Source organism: Bacillus sp. GbtcB14 (assembly GCF_019091205.1).
GTDB lineage: Bacteria > Bacillota > Bacilli > Bacillales > Bacillaceae_G > Bacillus_A > Bacillus_A cereus_AG.
Map to the genome: position 1 here is coordinate 184,793 of NZ_JAGXJT010000006.1, position 14,029 is coordinate 198,821.

Genomic DNA, 14,029 nt, shown 5'->3' on the forward strand with positions numbered 1-14,029 from the left:
TTTATTTTAATAAAAATCCTGTCGGAAACGGATCTGTAGAGTCTAATAGAAACGTCTGCATGCCTGTAATAAATCCTCTACTCTCAAAACGGAAAATGTAACCTGTTTCTTCCTTCTTCACTTTTTCAACTGTTATAAAACTATTAAATATACTTTCATTTATAAAAGGTTTATCCGCCATATAATTATTTTTAAATAACGCATGAACATAAGACACAATAGTAGAAACAAAACCTGGCGAACGAACGATAAAGTTATCTTCATGAAATGTAATCGACTTTATATGGTTCTTTTCTTTTTCCCCGGAATCTACTAAAATAAGTCTTTTTATAAATGACTGTTTTTGTATAGCTTGTAGTGTAGCCCCTCCCCATTTTTTTAATTTAGAGATGTTTTCAATACTAATTTCTGGCGAATACAAATCCTTTTCTACAACTGCATATACTTTATCTGCCTGAATGAGAGAGTAACTTATATTACCAACTTGTAAATTTTGCTCAATCATATAACATAATTTACTTTCAAATGAAACAGATACAACCTCATCATTCTCTACATACGCATGGACTGAAAATATGCCAGATAACGTTTCGATTTTGTATTGATTCGTCTCTCTCTTTTTTAAATACCCGCTTTCTAATAACATCGTTATGACTGCGACAATGCCTCCATAATGAAGCGGAATGGATCCTTTATGATTAAAAAACAATACAGCTGCATCGACTTCCGTATGAATAGAAGGAACGACAATACATCCATTTAAACCGATAAAACCGCGTGGTTCATTTAATAAAAGCTTCATTTCTTCTGCTAATTCACCTGAAAATTGTTCATTTAAATGTTCTAAACTGTAGTAGTATTTGCATGGTACATCTTTCATTACACGAAATGCTTCACCATTTACATGTACGTCTACTGCTGTATACATTTTTTGAATGTTCATTTTACATCCTCCGTTTCATGTTCCATCGGCGGAATTAGCAAAAAGCCTTCTCTAAGTGGATCCTTTTCATTGTAAAAAAATCTATGCATCCCCATAAGCCAAGCTGAACCTGTAATTTTCGTTACGACAGCTTCAATATTTTCAACATTTGTCGTATTTATGACGCATCCTTTAAATAGAGAGCCAACGATACTCTCGTGAACAAATTCTTCATTAATCTCAATTTTTTGATTAGCGTATAATACCGCTAACTTCGCTGATGTTCCTGTACCACATGGAGAGCGATCAATTCCTCCTGGCGGAACGACAACTGTATTTTTCACATGCGCACTTTCATGAGTAGGACTTGTATAAAATTCAACATGGGTTAATCCTCTAATAAACGAATGCTGCGGATGAATGATTTCAAATTTCTCATTAATGATATTTCTAATATGAATTGCCTTATCGATGATTGTAGATGCATTTTCCGGTACTAACTCTAAACCTACTGACTTCGCATCAATAATGGCATAAAAATTCCCTCCGTACGCAATATCGGCCTCTACAGTTCCAATTCCTTCGACTTGTACAGTAATATGTTTCAGTAAAAAAGCTGGTATGTTACAGAAAGAGACTTCTTTCGCTTTTCCATCTTGAACAAAGATATCAACTTCAACTAAGCCAGCTGGCGTGTCTAACTTTAATGAGGTAATCGGTTCAACTACCGGAATTAAACCTGATTCAATTAAAGCTGTACATACACCAATTGTATCGTGACCACACATCGGTAAATATCCACCTGTCTCTATGTAAATAACACCAATATCTGCTTCAGGATGACATGGATCTGTTAATAGTGCTCCTGACATTACATCATGACCACGCGGTTCATTCATTAACAATTTGCGAATCCAGTCATACTCCTTTTTCATATGTAACATCTTCTCTGCCATCGTCTCTCCAATTAACTGAGGCAGTCCGCTAATCAATGTTCTCGTTGGATTTCCACCCGTATGTGTATCAATCGTCGTAAAGACTCTTTGTGACCTCATCCGTTTAACACCCTTTCTGTAAAACGACTCAAACGAAGTGGTTCAATAGGAATGATTGTTTCCTTTTCGTTTAATAACTCTTCAATCACTTTCCCAGTAACTGCGGCAAGACTAATGCCATCCCCTTCATGCCCTGCTGCTATAAAGTAGTTCGGGATATGTTCCACACGTGAAATGATCGGCAAATGATCTTCTGTCCACGGACGTAATCCAGCATATGAACGAATCACCATCATATCCGCCATTTTCGGATAAAAACGAATTGCTCTGTTCGCAATACATTTAATAACCTCGTTATTTATCCTCGTATGAAAACCTACAAACTCTCTACTACTACCAATTAAAAAATTTTGGCTTTCTGTCGGCTCAAATACAAGAGCTACCCCATATTTTTCAGTTAAAGCATCCACTTTTCGTTTTCCACCAAATTTAGAAATTAAATAACCAAATTCCATTACTTTACGACAGCCAACGTGTTGTTGCCTTGAAGCTACAATAATATGCCCTTTTCTCGGCTCAATTGGTATATTTACATCCAACATTTGTCCGATTTTCGGAGCCCACACACCAGTTGCGTTCACCACTTGCTTCGCAGTAAACGTCCCACTTGTTGTTTCAACAATAAAAGAACCGCCTACATCTCTTTTCATTTCTTTTACTTCCGTATGATTAAAAGCTTTCGTACCAAATTTCTTCGATTCTGCAAGAAGTGAAAAAGCAAGAAGATATGGATTTACAGTCGAATCTGTTGCGCATTCTAACCCGCCTAATAAATCATCTGCGAAAAATGGTGATTCTTCTCTTATATCTTGCCTATCAAGCATTCGAAACGGTAATCCAGCTTTCTTTTGACGATTCACCCATTGCTGCGCTGCTTCCATTTCTTCGTCTGACTCACATACGAGAATACTTCCTGGCGCCCTATATTCAAACGAGTGCTCTAACTCTTCACTTAAATCAGTTACTAATTTTTGACTTACTAACGACATTTGACTATCAAAACCTGGGTCTTTATCAATAGCCAAAATATTCCCGTCACACCGTGAAGACGTCCCACTGACAAATTCCCCTTTTTCAATGATTGTTACGTCTCTTCCGTATTTTGAAGTGTAATAAGCGATAGAACAGCCTATAATACCACCGCCTATTATTAAAACGTCACAGTGCCTCACGTAGCACCCCTCCCTTCTTTTTCATCTCTCACTTTCTTTTATGCAATTGACGTGCCAACTGTACATATATACACTTTTTATAAATAATATTTTTATTTGTAAAAATATTTTAAATTTATCGTAAATAGGTGTATTATTTTTTTATCACTGTCAAAATTTTTATACATAACAGGAGGACAATATGGCATTCTCATTTCCTACAATAAAAGAATTTCTAAAGACTTTATCAATTGATCATACATACAGCTTGCAACATATTGAGCAAGTTAACGAAAAGTATTATTACCGCTCTTCTACTAAAGAAGAATATAACTGCGCAGCAATATATGAAAATGACTCATTCACTGCTTTAATTGACGCATTTTCTAATGAAATGGCCGTTATCGTAATGAACAAAAATAAAGAGCCTATATGCTGTATAACGGCTCAGCAAATCATTCCGTTTCTTGTTAAGTCTTACTATGAACTACAATCTTTTTATAACGCCGTAATACAAACAACTGATTCTTCCGTTACAGTCATCGATGATAAAGAACGTGTTCGTACTTGGACAGATGGCGCCGAAAAGATTTTTTCAGTCAAACATAATGAAATTATTGGGCAACCTATTACTCGTTTTTTTGACTATAAAGACTTGGAAATTTTGCAATCATTACATGACGGAAAAAGCATAATCGCTCAGTTCCATCAGCCTCGTCCAGATTTGTTCGTATTAATTAACTCAAATCCAGTGTATTGTAACGATGAAATTATTGGAGCAGTCGTTTCAGAAACTGATGTTACAAATCAAGTTGCTTTAAATGAAAAACTATTTAATATGTCACATGAAATGCACCGATTAGAACTAGAGGTAGCAAAATATAAAGATGAATCAGATCCTTTCCTTGCAATGAATGGAAAAAGTCCTGTTATACAAAGAACAATACAATTAGCTCGAAAGGTTTGTTCAGTGAAATCAACTGTTTTAATACTCGGCGAAAGTGGTGTTGGAAAAGAAGTATTTGCGAAAGCGATACATGAAGCAAGCGAGGCCGCTAAGGCACCTTTCATTTCAATTAACTGCGGCGCCATTCCAGAAGCATTATTCGAAAGTGAATTATTCGGGTATGAACGCGGGGCGTTTTCTGGTGCAAGTAGTAAAGGAAAGAAGGGTAAAATAGAGCTCGCGCAAGGCGGTACATTATTCCTTGATGAAATAGGAGAAATGCCGCTCGATATGCAAGTAAAGCTTTTACGTGTACTACAAGAACGAAAATATTACCGAGTTGGTGGAGAAAAAGAGATTAATATCGATTTCCGCATTATCGCTGCTACAAATCGTGATTTACAAGAAGAAATGAGAAAAGGCACGTTCCGAGAAGATTTATACTATCGCCTCAATGTAGTTAGCTTACATATTCCACCGCTGCGCGAAAGACGCGAAGATATTATTGAATTAACCTATTCTTTTTTAAACGATTTTTCAATCAACTATAACAGACCAATTCGTGACTTACCTTCAAGTATTATGCATGAACTACTTCATTACAATTGGCCAGGTAATATTCGCGAGCTTCGTAACGTTGTTGAAAGACTCGTCGTATTTGCGACTGACGGTATTATAAAACAAGAATATTTACCATTTCATACAACTGAAACGGTAAACAATCATACAACTCATTCCCTATTACTCAGCAACAATCATACAATCCTCTCTTTGCAAGAAGAGATGGAAGAGCATGAGAAAAAAGTCATCGAGAGGGCTTTACACATTTTAAATGGGAATAAATTAGAATGTGCGAAACAGCTCGGTGTTACGAGGGCCACCTTATATAACCGTTTAAAAAAACTTGGGTTACAATAAACCTCCCCTCCTCTATATTGGCATAGTTTTTGCATTATATAATTTATGCAAATCGAACTAGAGGAGGAATACATATGACGAATAAAGATCAATTAATTGTTTGTCGATGTGAAGAAGTTACATACGGTCAACTTCAATCGACAATTGCTGAATATAAATGCTCGGCAAGAGAATTAAAACTAAGAACACGTGCTGGCATGGGATTTTGCGGTGGCCGCACATGTAGAATGATGATAGATCGAATGATTGAAAGTGCAAATCCCGGCGTAACTACTAATGAAATCCCATTAAAATATCAACCACCAGTGCGTGCAGTTACTTTTGGATCGGTAGGTGAAAGTAAATGAGTAGAATTACACATCACCCTATTTTAGGGAGTTTAAATAGTAGTAAGCGCATCACTTTCCAATTTAACGGTCAACAATATGAAGCCTATGAACATGAAACGATTGCAGCCGCTTTACTTGCAAATGGAATAAGAACATTAAGAGTGCATGAAGATAGCGGGACACCACGAGGTATTTACTGCAATATTGGACATTGTTCTGAATGCCGCGTCAATGTAAATAGTCAAATGAACGTACGAGCATGCTTAACTGTTGTAGAAGATAATATGGTTGTGGAAAGTGGAAAACAGCACCCCAATATCGTGAGAGAGATGGTGAAAAAGCGATGAACGATGTCATTATTATCGGAGCTGGACCAGCGGGATTATCAGCCTCTATCTCTTGTGCTCGTTTTGGACTAAATGTACTTGTTATCGATGAATTTATGAAGCCTGGCGGAAGATTATTAGGACAATTACACCAAGAGCCTACTGGAGAATGGTGGAACGGAATAGAAGAATCGAAGCGACTTCGTGAAGAAGCAGAGTCACTTTCAGTTAATATTCGATGCGGTATTTCCGTCTATAATTTAGATAAAGATGAAAGTTCTTGGTACGTACATACGAATATCGGTACGTTAGACGCACCGTTCGTATTACTCGCTACTGGCGCTGCTGAGTACTCTATCCCCCTCCCTGGTTGGACACTTCCTGGAGTCATGTCGATTGGGGCAGCACAAGTCATGACGAATGTACATCGCGTTCAAGTAGGAAAAAAAGGAATCATTATTGGCGCTAACATTTTGTCATTCGCTATCTTAAATGAATTACAATTAGCCGGCATTAAAGTTGAACATATCGTACTTCCTGAAAAAAGTGAATTAAGTCAAAAGGCTGGTGAACCAGAAGAAGTTTTAAATTCTCTATTACATGCTGCACACCTTGCCCCATCGCCTTTATTACGTATAGGTAGTAAATTGATGAAATATAATTGGGCTAAACAAGCTGGATTAAGCTTCTATCCAAACAGCGGAATGAAAATAAACGGTACACCTCTTCACCTTCGAAAAGCAGCTCTTGAAATTATCGGAACAGATCAAGTTGAAGGTGTACGGGTTGCTAATCTTGATACGAAAGGAAACATCATTACTGAATCGGAACAAATATATGAGGCAGACTTCGTTTGTATTGCAGGCGGCTTATACCCTCTTGCTGAGCTAGCCGCTATAGCTGGCTGTCCTTTCCGTTACATCCCGGAATTAGGCGGGCACGTTCCTCTCCATTCTGAAACAATGGAAACCCCTCTGCCTGGTTTATTTGTAGCCGGTAATATAACTGGCATTGAAAGCGGGAAAATTGCAATGGCACAAGGAACTGTTGCTGGATATTCAATTGTAAAACAAGCAAATAAAAGATCCTATTCGGTTGAACAACTGTTGCAGCAAGCAATCCAACATGTACATGCCGTACGTCAACAAGCTACCATTCAATTTAACCCGATGGTTGATGGCGGTAGACACAAAATGAATGAAATTTGGCGTGATTATTCCCTTGCATATGCACATACTAAAAAGAGCTGCTGAGATTACTCTCAACAGCTCTTTTTCCTACTCATTTGAGTTATTAAATTTTGCTAATGCGTAAATGCCTTCTTCATCATCTAATTCAAGCTGCAATCTTGCTGCAAATGAATTGACATTATATTCTCTGTCAAGCAATAAGCGTAGTGCTTCGATTAAGTTCGCTTGAATCAAAATTTGCTGGCGGCCATTTACCTCTACTTCAGCAGAGAAACCATAGTCATCGTCGTACATTAGTTCAACTAAAACTTCTTCTGGACCAACTTGTCTTTTTTCAGCGATATATACGCAAAGCGCATTGATAAGTTCTTGTTCAGAAATTTTTATTGTTTCCATGCTACTTCATCTGCCTTTTTCTTACGTTGATCTTTGAAGTATTTAAATGCACGAACTGCTAACATTACGATACCAGCCATTACTAACATATTTACCATAAACGCTAATACAGAACCAAGAGCTCCCATATTTGCAAATAAGCTACCCATTAGTAAACCACCAAGACCACCTAGTAATAAACCTTTCATAAAGCTTCCTTTATTACTTTTTGGTGCTGTGTTTGTTGCTTTTGTTTTTGAATCTGGAGTCGTTTTTTGAGAATTTACATTTGAATCTTTTTTGTTTAAATCAACTTTTGATTTTTGACCTGAACTTGGTGTAAATGATTTTTTACCAGATTTGTAACTTTTCGCTGCCGCATGATCTACGAACATAAAGCTACTAGCCCCAAAAATCACCATGAATGCTGTCATTACTGCTACAAGTTTTTTCAACATATTATATCCATTCTCCTTTTATATAGATATATGTGAAATCTACCTTTCTAGTAAATTCAGAATGATAGATTTGTTTTTAAGAACATTTAAAGGTTCTTATGAACTCATTATATGAACTTTTGTCGAAATATGCAAGTATTATTTACTTCCAACAGTTTAGTGACAAAGGAAAAATTAAGCAAAACTGAATTGACTTTAAATGAAACAAAACATATTATAAGTTCATAAGAACTTTTTATTATTTTGGAGGTGAAAAGATGGAAACATTTCATCTCACACGAAACGAAATGGCAACCCTCCTTCTATCATTAAGAGGATGGAATACGAAAAAGCCTCTCGGTATTTTACAAGAAGCTTGGGCAAAGTCACATAAAAAAGATATTGAAAGCGGACAAAGCGTAACTGCTTTTATTACTACCGCACTTTCACCTATTTTCGAAAAACTGATTAAAATTGACGATACTGACGTCGGTTTTTCTTTAAATGAAATTGTCGCGCTCGGCAATCAGATCGAAAACACGAGTTTCTCTGTAACTGCTATGCAAAACTGGGTGAAACGAGATATAAAAGAAATGATTGGCTCTCCTCAAAAAGGGAAAAAATATTCAATTGAACAAGCAGCCTTACTATTCATTGTCGAAGATTTAAAAACAGCACTTGATTTTGAATCCATTCGTAAGTTATTACGCCTAATCGTTAATGACCCAGCCGATCGAAGTGATGATTTAATCAATCCTGTTCATTTATATGTAGCATATTCTTCTCTATTTGAAGAGCTTAACCAAGGGAACTGCCTACAACTAAATGCAACAGATACAGTTCATACAATTGAAAATATCGTAAAAGAAAAAGCTGATAAAATCGCAAGTCAATTCGATCAAATTAATAATGAACAACGCGAAGCAATTCGTAACGCCATTATTATTGCAACATTATCTGTGCATACCGCTTATGTACAAATGTTAGCGAAACGATACGTAACAGCAACGTTATTTTTACAAAATTTAGATGTGAAACCGTAAAAAAGGTTGTTATTTTTAAAAATCAAAACAAGCATACCCCTGTACTCAATACACGTCAGGGGTATGCTTGTTTTTTTAGGTATTAATTACGAAAAAATATAATCACCTATTATAAATACTTAAATGGCCATTTCATTCTATTAAGTTTCGAACAGATTTTCTCGATAAATTTAATTCCTTCATCTTTGTAATTCTTTATAAATTTCAATTTGAGCTTTTGAACTATTAGCAAAATTTAACCAGCACTGCTTCACATTGCTTTTATTATCATTTACCAAAAGTTCAACAATATCTAAATGTGAAACATTAGTTGTTATCGGTTTATTTATACCATTAACTTTAGCACCTGATATATACTTAGCAATCTCAGGATTTAATGCAAAAGCAAAATCAATTACAGTAGCACCTTGCGGTAAGTTCATGGAATCTAACTTAGGAGTAAATACAACAATGTTATCTTGGAATAGTTCAAATGATATTAAATCATAAAATTCAATTGCATCTTGGGTTACTAAATCATTTGTCTTAATAAAATGATCCATCAATTTATGAATTATATTTTGCATATCTTTATCAGTTATACTTTTTGTAAGAATATGAAATACCCCTTTATGTCGTATCTCCTGATTTATTTTTGTTTCAATACATATCACTATTTCATGGTTATTGATCATCACTTTGGTCTTTAAGTATTGGTTTAATCCATCACTTTCAATTGCTATATTATCTTCAAATTGATAAGGAATTGGTTTGTATAGTTGATGTATAACCCCTAATATTTTATAACAGTCTAAATTATTTGAGGTCGTGATAATTATTTTTGAAACTGCTGTAATCTCTTGACTATCTTGGAGACGGGAATAAGCTGTATAAATAGGGCTTACTTCATATTCCACTTCAAACATTAAAGATGGATTTAGAAAATTATTTATATCTTGCATTATATTTTGAGACAAACTCTCTAATAACTTAACATAATTTTGTAAAAGTATTTTCATTCCTTTATATTTAGAATGATTAAGATACAAAAAACCTAACTCTTCTAATTCGTGCTGAATATGTAGTAGCCCTAGCCTTTTACAAATCGGAGCGAAAATTTTGAGTGTTTCATTTGCATAAGGAACTTGTTTCTTTACAGCTTTCACCTGTAAAGTTCTCATGTTATGGAGACGATCTATCACTTTTATAATAGCTACTCGTATATCTTCTTGTGTAGCTAACAATAACTTCTTTAAATTTATTGCTTCATACTCTTCTTTATTAGGGATTTGCTTTTTATCAATTTTAGTTAACCCTTCTACAATATCAGCCACTTTTCCACCGAATATATCATGTATATACTCAATTGTATAATCTGTATCTTCCACCACATCATGTAGTAATGCTGCAACTAAAGTTATAATATCTGCCTTACACTCTAACAAAATTTCTGTAACTGCAAATGGATGAGTAATATACGGCTCACCCGAAACGCGAAATTGTCCTTCATGAGCTTTCTCGGAAACTAATATAGCTTTAAATAATTCTTCTAATTCTGCTTTATGTAGATATGAGGCCTTTTCTAATAATTCCTTTTTCATATTTTCACCTTCATCATGTTAATTTTCTATAAAATTTTATTACCATTATAATTCGTTATTTGAAAGTGAAGTACCTGTCTAAGTGATAAGAGAATATTTATGTTTTTATTCTCCTTGAATTATTTTTAAATTTTTGAATCTATAAGCCAGCCTTTGAAATACTTTTGTTTCTATCCACCGAAGCATATCTCTATCCCAAATAAAAAATGGTCCATAAATTTGATTCGTTTTATGCATACATTCCCCTTCTCATTTTATAAATTAAAAGCCCCTATCATTTAAGGGGGGGTTCAATCTATTATCATCTTTATTCTCATTTACAAATGAGAAATTTTTAATAATCTTTTCATTATCTCTTCATGAAAACCGGGCTTATATGCTTTACTATAATACGTATGAGAGACACAAAAGAATTGAAATAGCAATCACCTATATAAATAAGGTATAATCTACATATGGTGAACCTTTTATATAGTTAAATAAAGGGGCATATATTCAAAAATTCATAAATTAGAAGGTGCAACAATGGTAAGTAGTTTTATTCACTCAGTTTTAACGTTTTTTGAAGGATTAGGTTATTGGGGCATTATGCTTGGACTTATGATTGAAATTATTCCAAGTGAAATTGTCCTTGCTTATGCAGGTTACTTAGTATTCAACGGTAGTATCTCATTTATAGGCGCAGTTGTATTTGGTACAATTGGCGGTGTTATTGCCCAAATCTTTATTTATTGGATTGGACGATACGGTGGGCGACCTATACTAGAACGTTACGGAAAATATATTTTCATTCATAAAAAACAAATAGATGCAGCTGAAAATTGGTTTAATCGTTACGGAACTGGCGTAATTTTTACAGCACGCTTTATTCCAGTAGTACGCCATGCAATTTCAATTCCTGCTGGTATTACAAAAATGTCATTCCTGCGTTTCACTACATTAACAGCACTCGCAATCATCCCTTGGTCTATCATTTTCATTTACTTAGGTGAAAAATTAGGTGAAAATTGGGAGAATATTAACGATGTTGCGGGACCGTATGTGAAATCTTTTGCAATTGGTGGCGTCGTACTTATTCTTTTATACTTCGTTATAAAAAAATGGACAAAAAAGCGTAAAAATCTTGCGTAAAAATATAAATAAAAACCGCTATACATTCATTCAGAATTATAGCGGTTTTTATTTTACTACTGAATATCCTTTAGAAATTACATTCAAATCCTTTCATCTAATATTTACGTGGATAAGCAACAATTCACTCACTCATTTCGTATGTTATCTCAAAAAGGAGTGATTTTACTATGCATTGGCAGCAAAAGCTACCGTACTTAATTGGACGCCCTATAGGCATTTCCTTTATCAATGGGCAAGGTATTTCTGGTGTATTATGTTCAGTACATGATAGTCAATTATATGTGTATGAATACCTTTACCAAGCTCAGTTCGCAATGAAACATTATGATTTTAGACAAATTCAAGATATACATGCCTTTCCGAATTGTCCACATCAAAATCCTCTATACTAAAAAAAGGAACAGCTTATAGCCGTTCCTTTTTATTCGTTTTTATTTCTCAGCATAAAAGTTTTGCACTGCTTCATCAAAGTAAATCCAGCCTTTCCAACCTAAATGAATTGTATCCTTTAAGAAATACTTATCATATTCATGGCCAGAGAAATCGACTACTGGATATCCTGCTTTCTCAACTTGTTCCCGAACTTTTTTATAATACACTTCTCGGCGTTCTTTAGGGAAACCAGCGTAATCATACCATGGTCCATTTACAGGTACAGAAATAAAGAGCGGCTTAACATTTTTCTCTTTAAAAATATTTAAAACAATTTGTAAGTCATCATATTCTGGTGATTCTTCATACGATTCATTTGCTCTAAAGTTTTTTAAACCTTTTAGTTTTTTCTTAAAATTATTCTTATGATAATACGGATTTTCAATTCCGAATGTGTTTGTAGTAGATTCCGCTTTCCCTTCTTCCTCCGCATGTTTACGTGCATCTACCCAAGAAATTGAACGTAGTCCCATATTTGTTTTTTCTTTCATCGGCTCAATCTTAAATAAGGAGTTAAATAAATCTCTATGATCTAAAATATTTCGATGCATATAAGCGATTGGTTTGACTAAACCTGCTTTTATGTTATGTTTCGTATCGTTATATACAATTCCTTCCAAAGAATTTTTTAATATATCATCTTCTTGAACAACTTTATAATCTAATAGTCGTTTCGCGATTTGTTTCTTCATTTCAAATTTTATTTCATCATTAAAAATAAAATGATATGCTTGTTGTTTGGAGAAATTGTTTGTAAAATCCCCCTGTGATACCCCAGTCTTTGTAAACCATTGTGGCGAAAGAACAAAGACGACTTTTTTCCCTTCCAACTCATCCAATGTTGACGTCATATTTAAAATATGAGCCAAACTTTGTGTACCACCAGTTCCAATTAAAAATGGTGTAAAACCTGCCGGATTTACTTTGAAATAATTAGACGGATGATATGCATCCATTCGTAAAAATTCAGATGAACCATACATCGGTAAATACTGCGAATTCTCTAACATTTTTTGCTGTAAGAAAACACTTTGTAATTTTTCTTTTTGTAAGGAAGTTGCCGCATCTTCTACCTTCTTATCACTAATAAGTGATACTAAACTTTTCGATGGGATAAGTATGATAATGAAAAAAAGCACACACGCTAAAATTATAGGTCCAAAAGCATGCTTCATTTTCATCGTCTCTTCCTCTTTCTATCGCTATTAAATTGTAACCCTTGTTTTTGACACGTCATCTTTTTCTCCTTTTTCTCTATACATGTTCCATTCTATTTATCTATTATATACATGTATGTATTTCTTTCCTTGTTCTATTAAGTACTATATAAATAGTTCAAGGAAATGTTTCCATAGAAACACGTTAATTATACAAGATTCTACATACATTTCACACTGGAATTTTACTAATAATTTTATTTTTAAGACATGAAAAAATATATAAAATGTCTATAATCCATCAGGTGATATATTTTACATTATGTAAAGTATATTTCCCTCATTTCTCGTACCATTTTATAATACTTATATATATGGCGCTAGCAGAAAAGAAGGATAGTCTTTTCCCTACTCTTCTTCGTTTGTTTTTGCAGTACTTGATCTTATTAATTATCATATTCAGCTTTCTTATGATAATCTCTTTGATATTCGTTATCTACTAAATACTAAGAAATTTAAACAAGCGTGTATTAGCAAAGATCTCAATCATTTTGACCACAGTAGAAAGGAGACGCTATAGCATCTCCTTTCTATTACTATCCTTTTGAATTCAGTATCATATAGTAGTAGATAAGTCAAATTTAGAAAAAACTATCTAATATACATAGAACCAGGTACAGACATTAAATAATAGAAAAAGACTCCGATTATTCCACTAGTAAAAATAATAAATCCCATATTGCGTATGCCTTTAATTTTTGACTGTAAACCTATAACCCCTGATAGTAGACCCGTTAAAGAAAATAGGATCCAGTATAGTTCGGTTGGGATATCAAGATATTGACTACCCTCAACGCCAAGCCCCCAAAAAATATAAGGCAGTACGACAAAGGAAACACTGAGTAATCCCATAATACTCACGAGTAGTTTATGATATTTGGCCCCTGTTATTATTAAGTAAATCCCACCCGCAAATCCGCATAATACGAGATAAGGTGAGTATAGAATCCAAAGAAGACTTAAGATGAGCATAT

General features: G+C 34.4%; 16 protein-coding genes. 7 read left to right on the forward strand and 9 right to left on the reverse strand.

The features are described from left to right. Position 1: 1 nt before the first annotated feature. From KVT31_RS19265 to KVT31_RS19275, 3 genes are read right to left on the reverse strand one after another with little or no spacing between them, the layout of a single operon-like run. Positions 2–943 (reverse strand): proline racemase family protein, encoded by a 942-nt coding sequence (locus KVT31_RS19265; RefSeq protein ID WP_088096659.1) that lies wholly within the window; start codon positions 941–943, stop codon positions 2–4. Continuing rightward, on the reverse strand, positions 940–1,977 hold the full coding sequence (locus KVT31_RS19270; RefSeq protein WP_088096660.1) for a proline racemase family protein: 1,038 nt from the start codon (positions 1,975–1,977) through the stop codon (positions 940–942). The genes KVT31_RS19265 and KVT31_RS19270 overlap by 4 nt, the downstream gene beginning before the upstream one ends. Beyond that, on the reverse strand, positions 1,974–3,149 hold the full coding sequence (locus tag KVT31_RS19275) for an NAD(P)/FAD-dependent oxidoreductase (RefSeq protein ID WP_088096661.1): 1,176 nt from the start codon (positions 3,147–3,149) through the stop codon (positions 1,974–1,976). Before KVT31_RS19275 ends, KVT31_RS19270 begins: the two co-directional genes overlap by 4 nt. A gap of 181 nt (positions 3,150–3,330) precedes the next feature. Between KVT31_RS19275 and KVT31_RS19280 the strand changes: the two genes are divergently transcribed. The 4 genes from KVT31_RS19280 to KVT31_RS19295 all read left to right on the forward strand — a co-directional run bounded on the left by KVT31_RS19280 (position 3,331) and on the right by KVT31_RS19295 (position 6,900). Further along, on the forward strand, positions 3,331–4,992 hold the full coding sequence (locus KVT31_RS19280) for a sigma-54 interaction domain-containing protein (protein WP_088096662.1): 1,662 nt from the start codon (positions 3,331–3,333) through the stop codon (positions 4,990–4,992). 74 nt (positions 4,993–5,066) lie between these two features. Continuing rightward, positions 5,067–5,339, forward strand: a complete 273-nt coding sequence (locus tag KVT31_RS19285) for a (2Fe-2S)-binding protein (RefSeq protein WP_088096663.1) — start codon at positions 5,067–5,069, stop codon at positions 5,337–5,339. After that, complete coding sequence (locus tag KVT31_RS19290) at positions 5,336–5,668, forward strand: (2Fe-2S)-binding protein (protein WP_088096664.1); 333 nt, start codon at positions 5,336–5,338, stop codon at positions 5,666–5,668. The genes KVT31_RS19285 and KVT31_RS19290 overlap by 4 nt, the downstream gene beginning before the upstream one ends. Next, on the forward strand, positions 5,665–6,900 hold the full coding sequence (locus KVT31_RS19295; protein WP_088096665.1) for an NAD(P)/FAD-dependent oxidoreductase: 1,236 nt from the start codon (positions 5,665–5,667) through the stop codon (positions 6,898–6,900). The genes KVT31_RS19290 and KVT31_RS19295 overlap by 4 nt, the downstream gene beginning before the upstream one ends. Positions 6,901–6,924: 24 nt before the next feature. Here the strand turns inward: KVT31_RS19295 and KVT31_RS19300 are convergent, their stop codons facing one another. Further along, on the reverse strand, positions 6,925–7,233 hold the full coding sequence (locus tag KVT31_RS19300) for a YxcD family protein (protein WP_088096666.1): 309 nt from the start codon (positions 7,231–7,233) through the stop codon (positions 6,925–6,927). Then, positions 7,221–7,670: a hypothetical protein gene (locus tag KVT31_RS19305; protein ID WP_000914478.1), complete on the reverse strand. Its 450-nt coding sequence runs from the start codon at positions 7,668–7,670 to the stop codon at positions 7,221–7,223. Before KVT31_RS19305 ends, KVT31_RS19300 begins: the two co-directional genes overlap by 13 nt. Before the next feature lie 257 nt (positions 7,671–7,927). On the opposite strand from KVT31_RS19305, the gene KVT31_RS19310 reads away from it, so the two are divergent. After that, complete coding sequence (locus tag KVT31_RS19310) at positions 7,928–8,692, forward strand: DUF1836 domain-containing protein (RefSeq protein WP_088096667.1); 765 nt, start codon at positions 7,928–7,930, stop codon at positions 8,690–8,692. A 179-nt stretch (positions 8,693–8,871) separates the two neighbouring features. Here KVT31_RS19310 and KVT31_RS19315 read toward each other — a convergent pair whose 3' ends face one another. Next, a complete protein-coding gene (locus tag KVT31_RS19315; protein ID WP_088096668.1) occupies positions 8,872–10,272 on the reverse strand; it encodes an HD domain-containing protein in 1,401 nt (466 codons plus the stop codon). 105 nt (positions 10,273–10,377) lie between these two features. Beyond that, positions 10,378–10,509, reverse strand: coding sequence for a hypothetical protein (locus tag KVT31_RS30605; protein WP_255260244.1), 132 nt, complete (start codon positions 10,507–10,509; stop codon positions 10,378–10,380). Positions 10,510–10,797: 288 nt separating this feature from the next. Here KVT31_RS30605 and uptA point away from each other — a divergent pair, with 288 nt between their 5' ends. Together uptA and KVT31_RS19325 are read left to right on the forward strand one after the other, a co-directional pair. After that, positions 10,798–11,403, forward strand: coding sequence for an undecaprenyl phosphate transporter UptA (gene uptA / locus KVT31_RS19320; protein WP_088096669.1), 606 nt, complete (start codon positions 10,798–10,800; stop codon positions 11,401–11,403). 170 nt (positions 11,404–11,573) lie between these two features. Beyond that, complete coding sequence (locus KVT31_RS19325) at positions 11,574–11,798, forward strand: hypothetical protein (RefSeq protein WP_088096670.1); 225 nt, start codon at positions 11,574–11,576, stop codon at positions 11,796–11,798. A 39-nt stretch (positions 11,799–11,837) separates the two neighbouring features. On the opposite strand, the gene dltD is transcribed toward KVT31_RS19325, so the two are convergent. Both dltD and KVT31_RS19335 read right to left on the reverse strand, forming a co-directional pair. Continuing rightward, positions 11,838–13,019: a D-alanyl-lipoteichoic acid biosynthesis protein DltD gene (gene dltD, locus KVT31_RS19330; protein ID WP_088096671.1), complete on the reverse strand. Its 1,182-nt coding sequence runs from the start codon at positions 13,017–13,019 to the stop codon at positions 11,838–11,840. A gap of 627 nt (positions 13,020–13,646) precedes the next feature. Then, entirely contained in the window at positions 13,647–14,027 is a 381-nt protein-coding gene (locus KVT31_RS19335) for a hypothetical protein (protein ID WP_002120023.1), read from the reverse strand. Between the last annotated feature and the right edge of the window lie 2 nt (positions 14,028–14,029).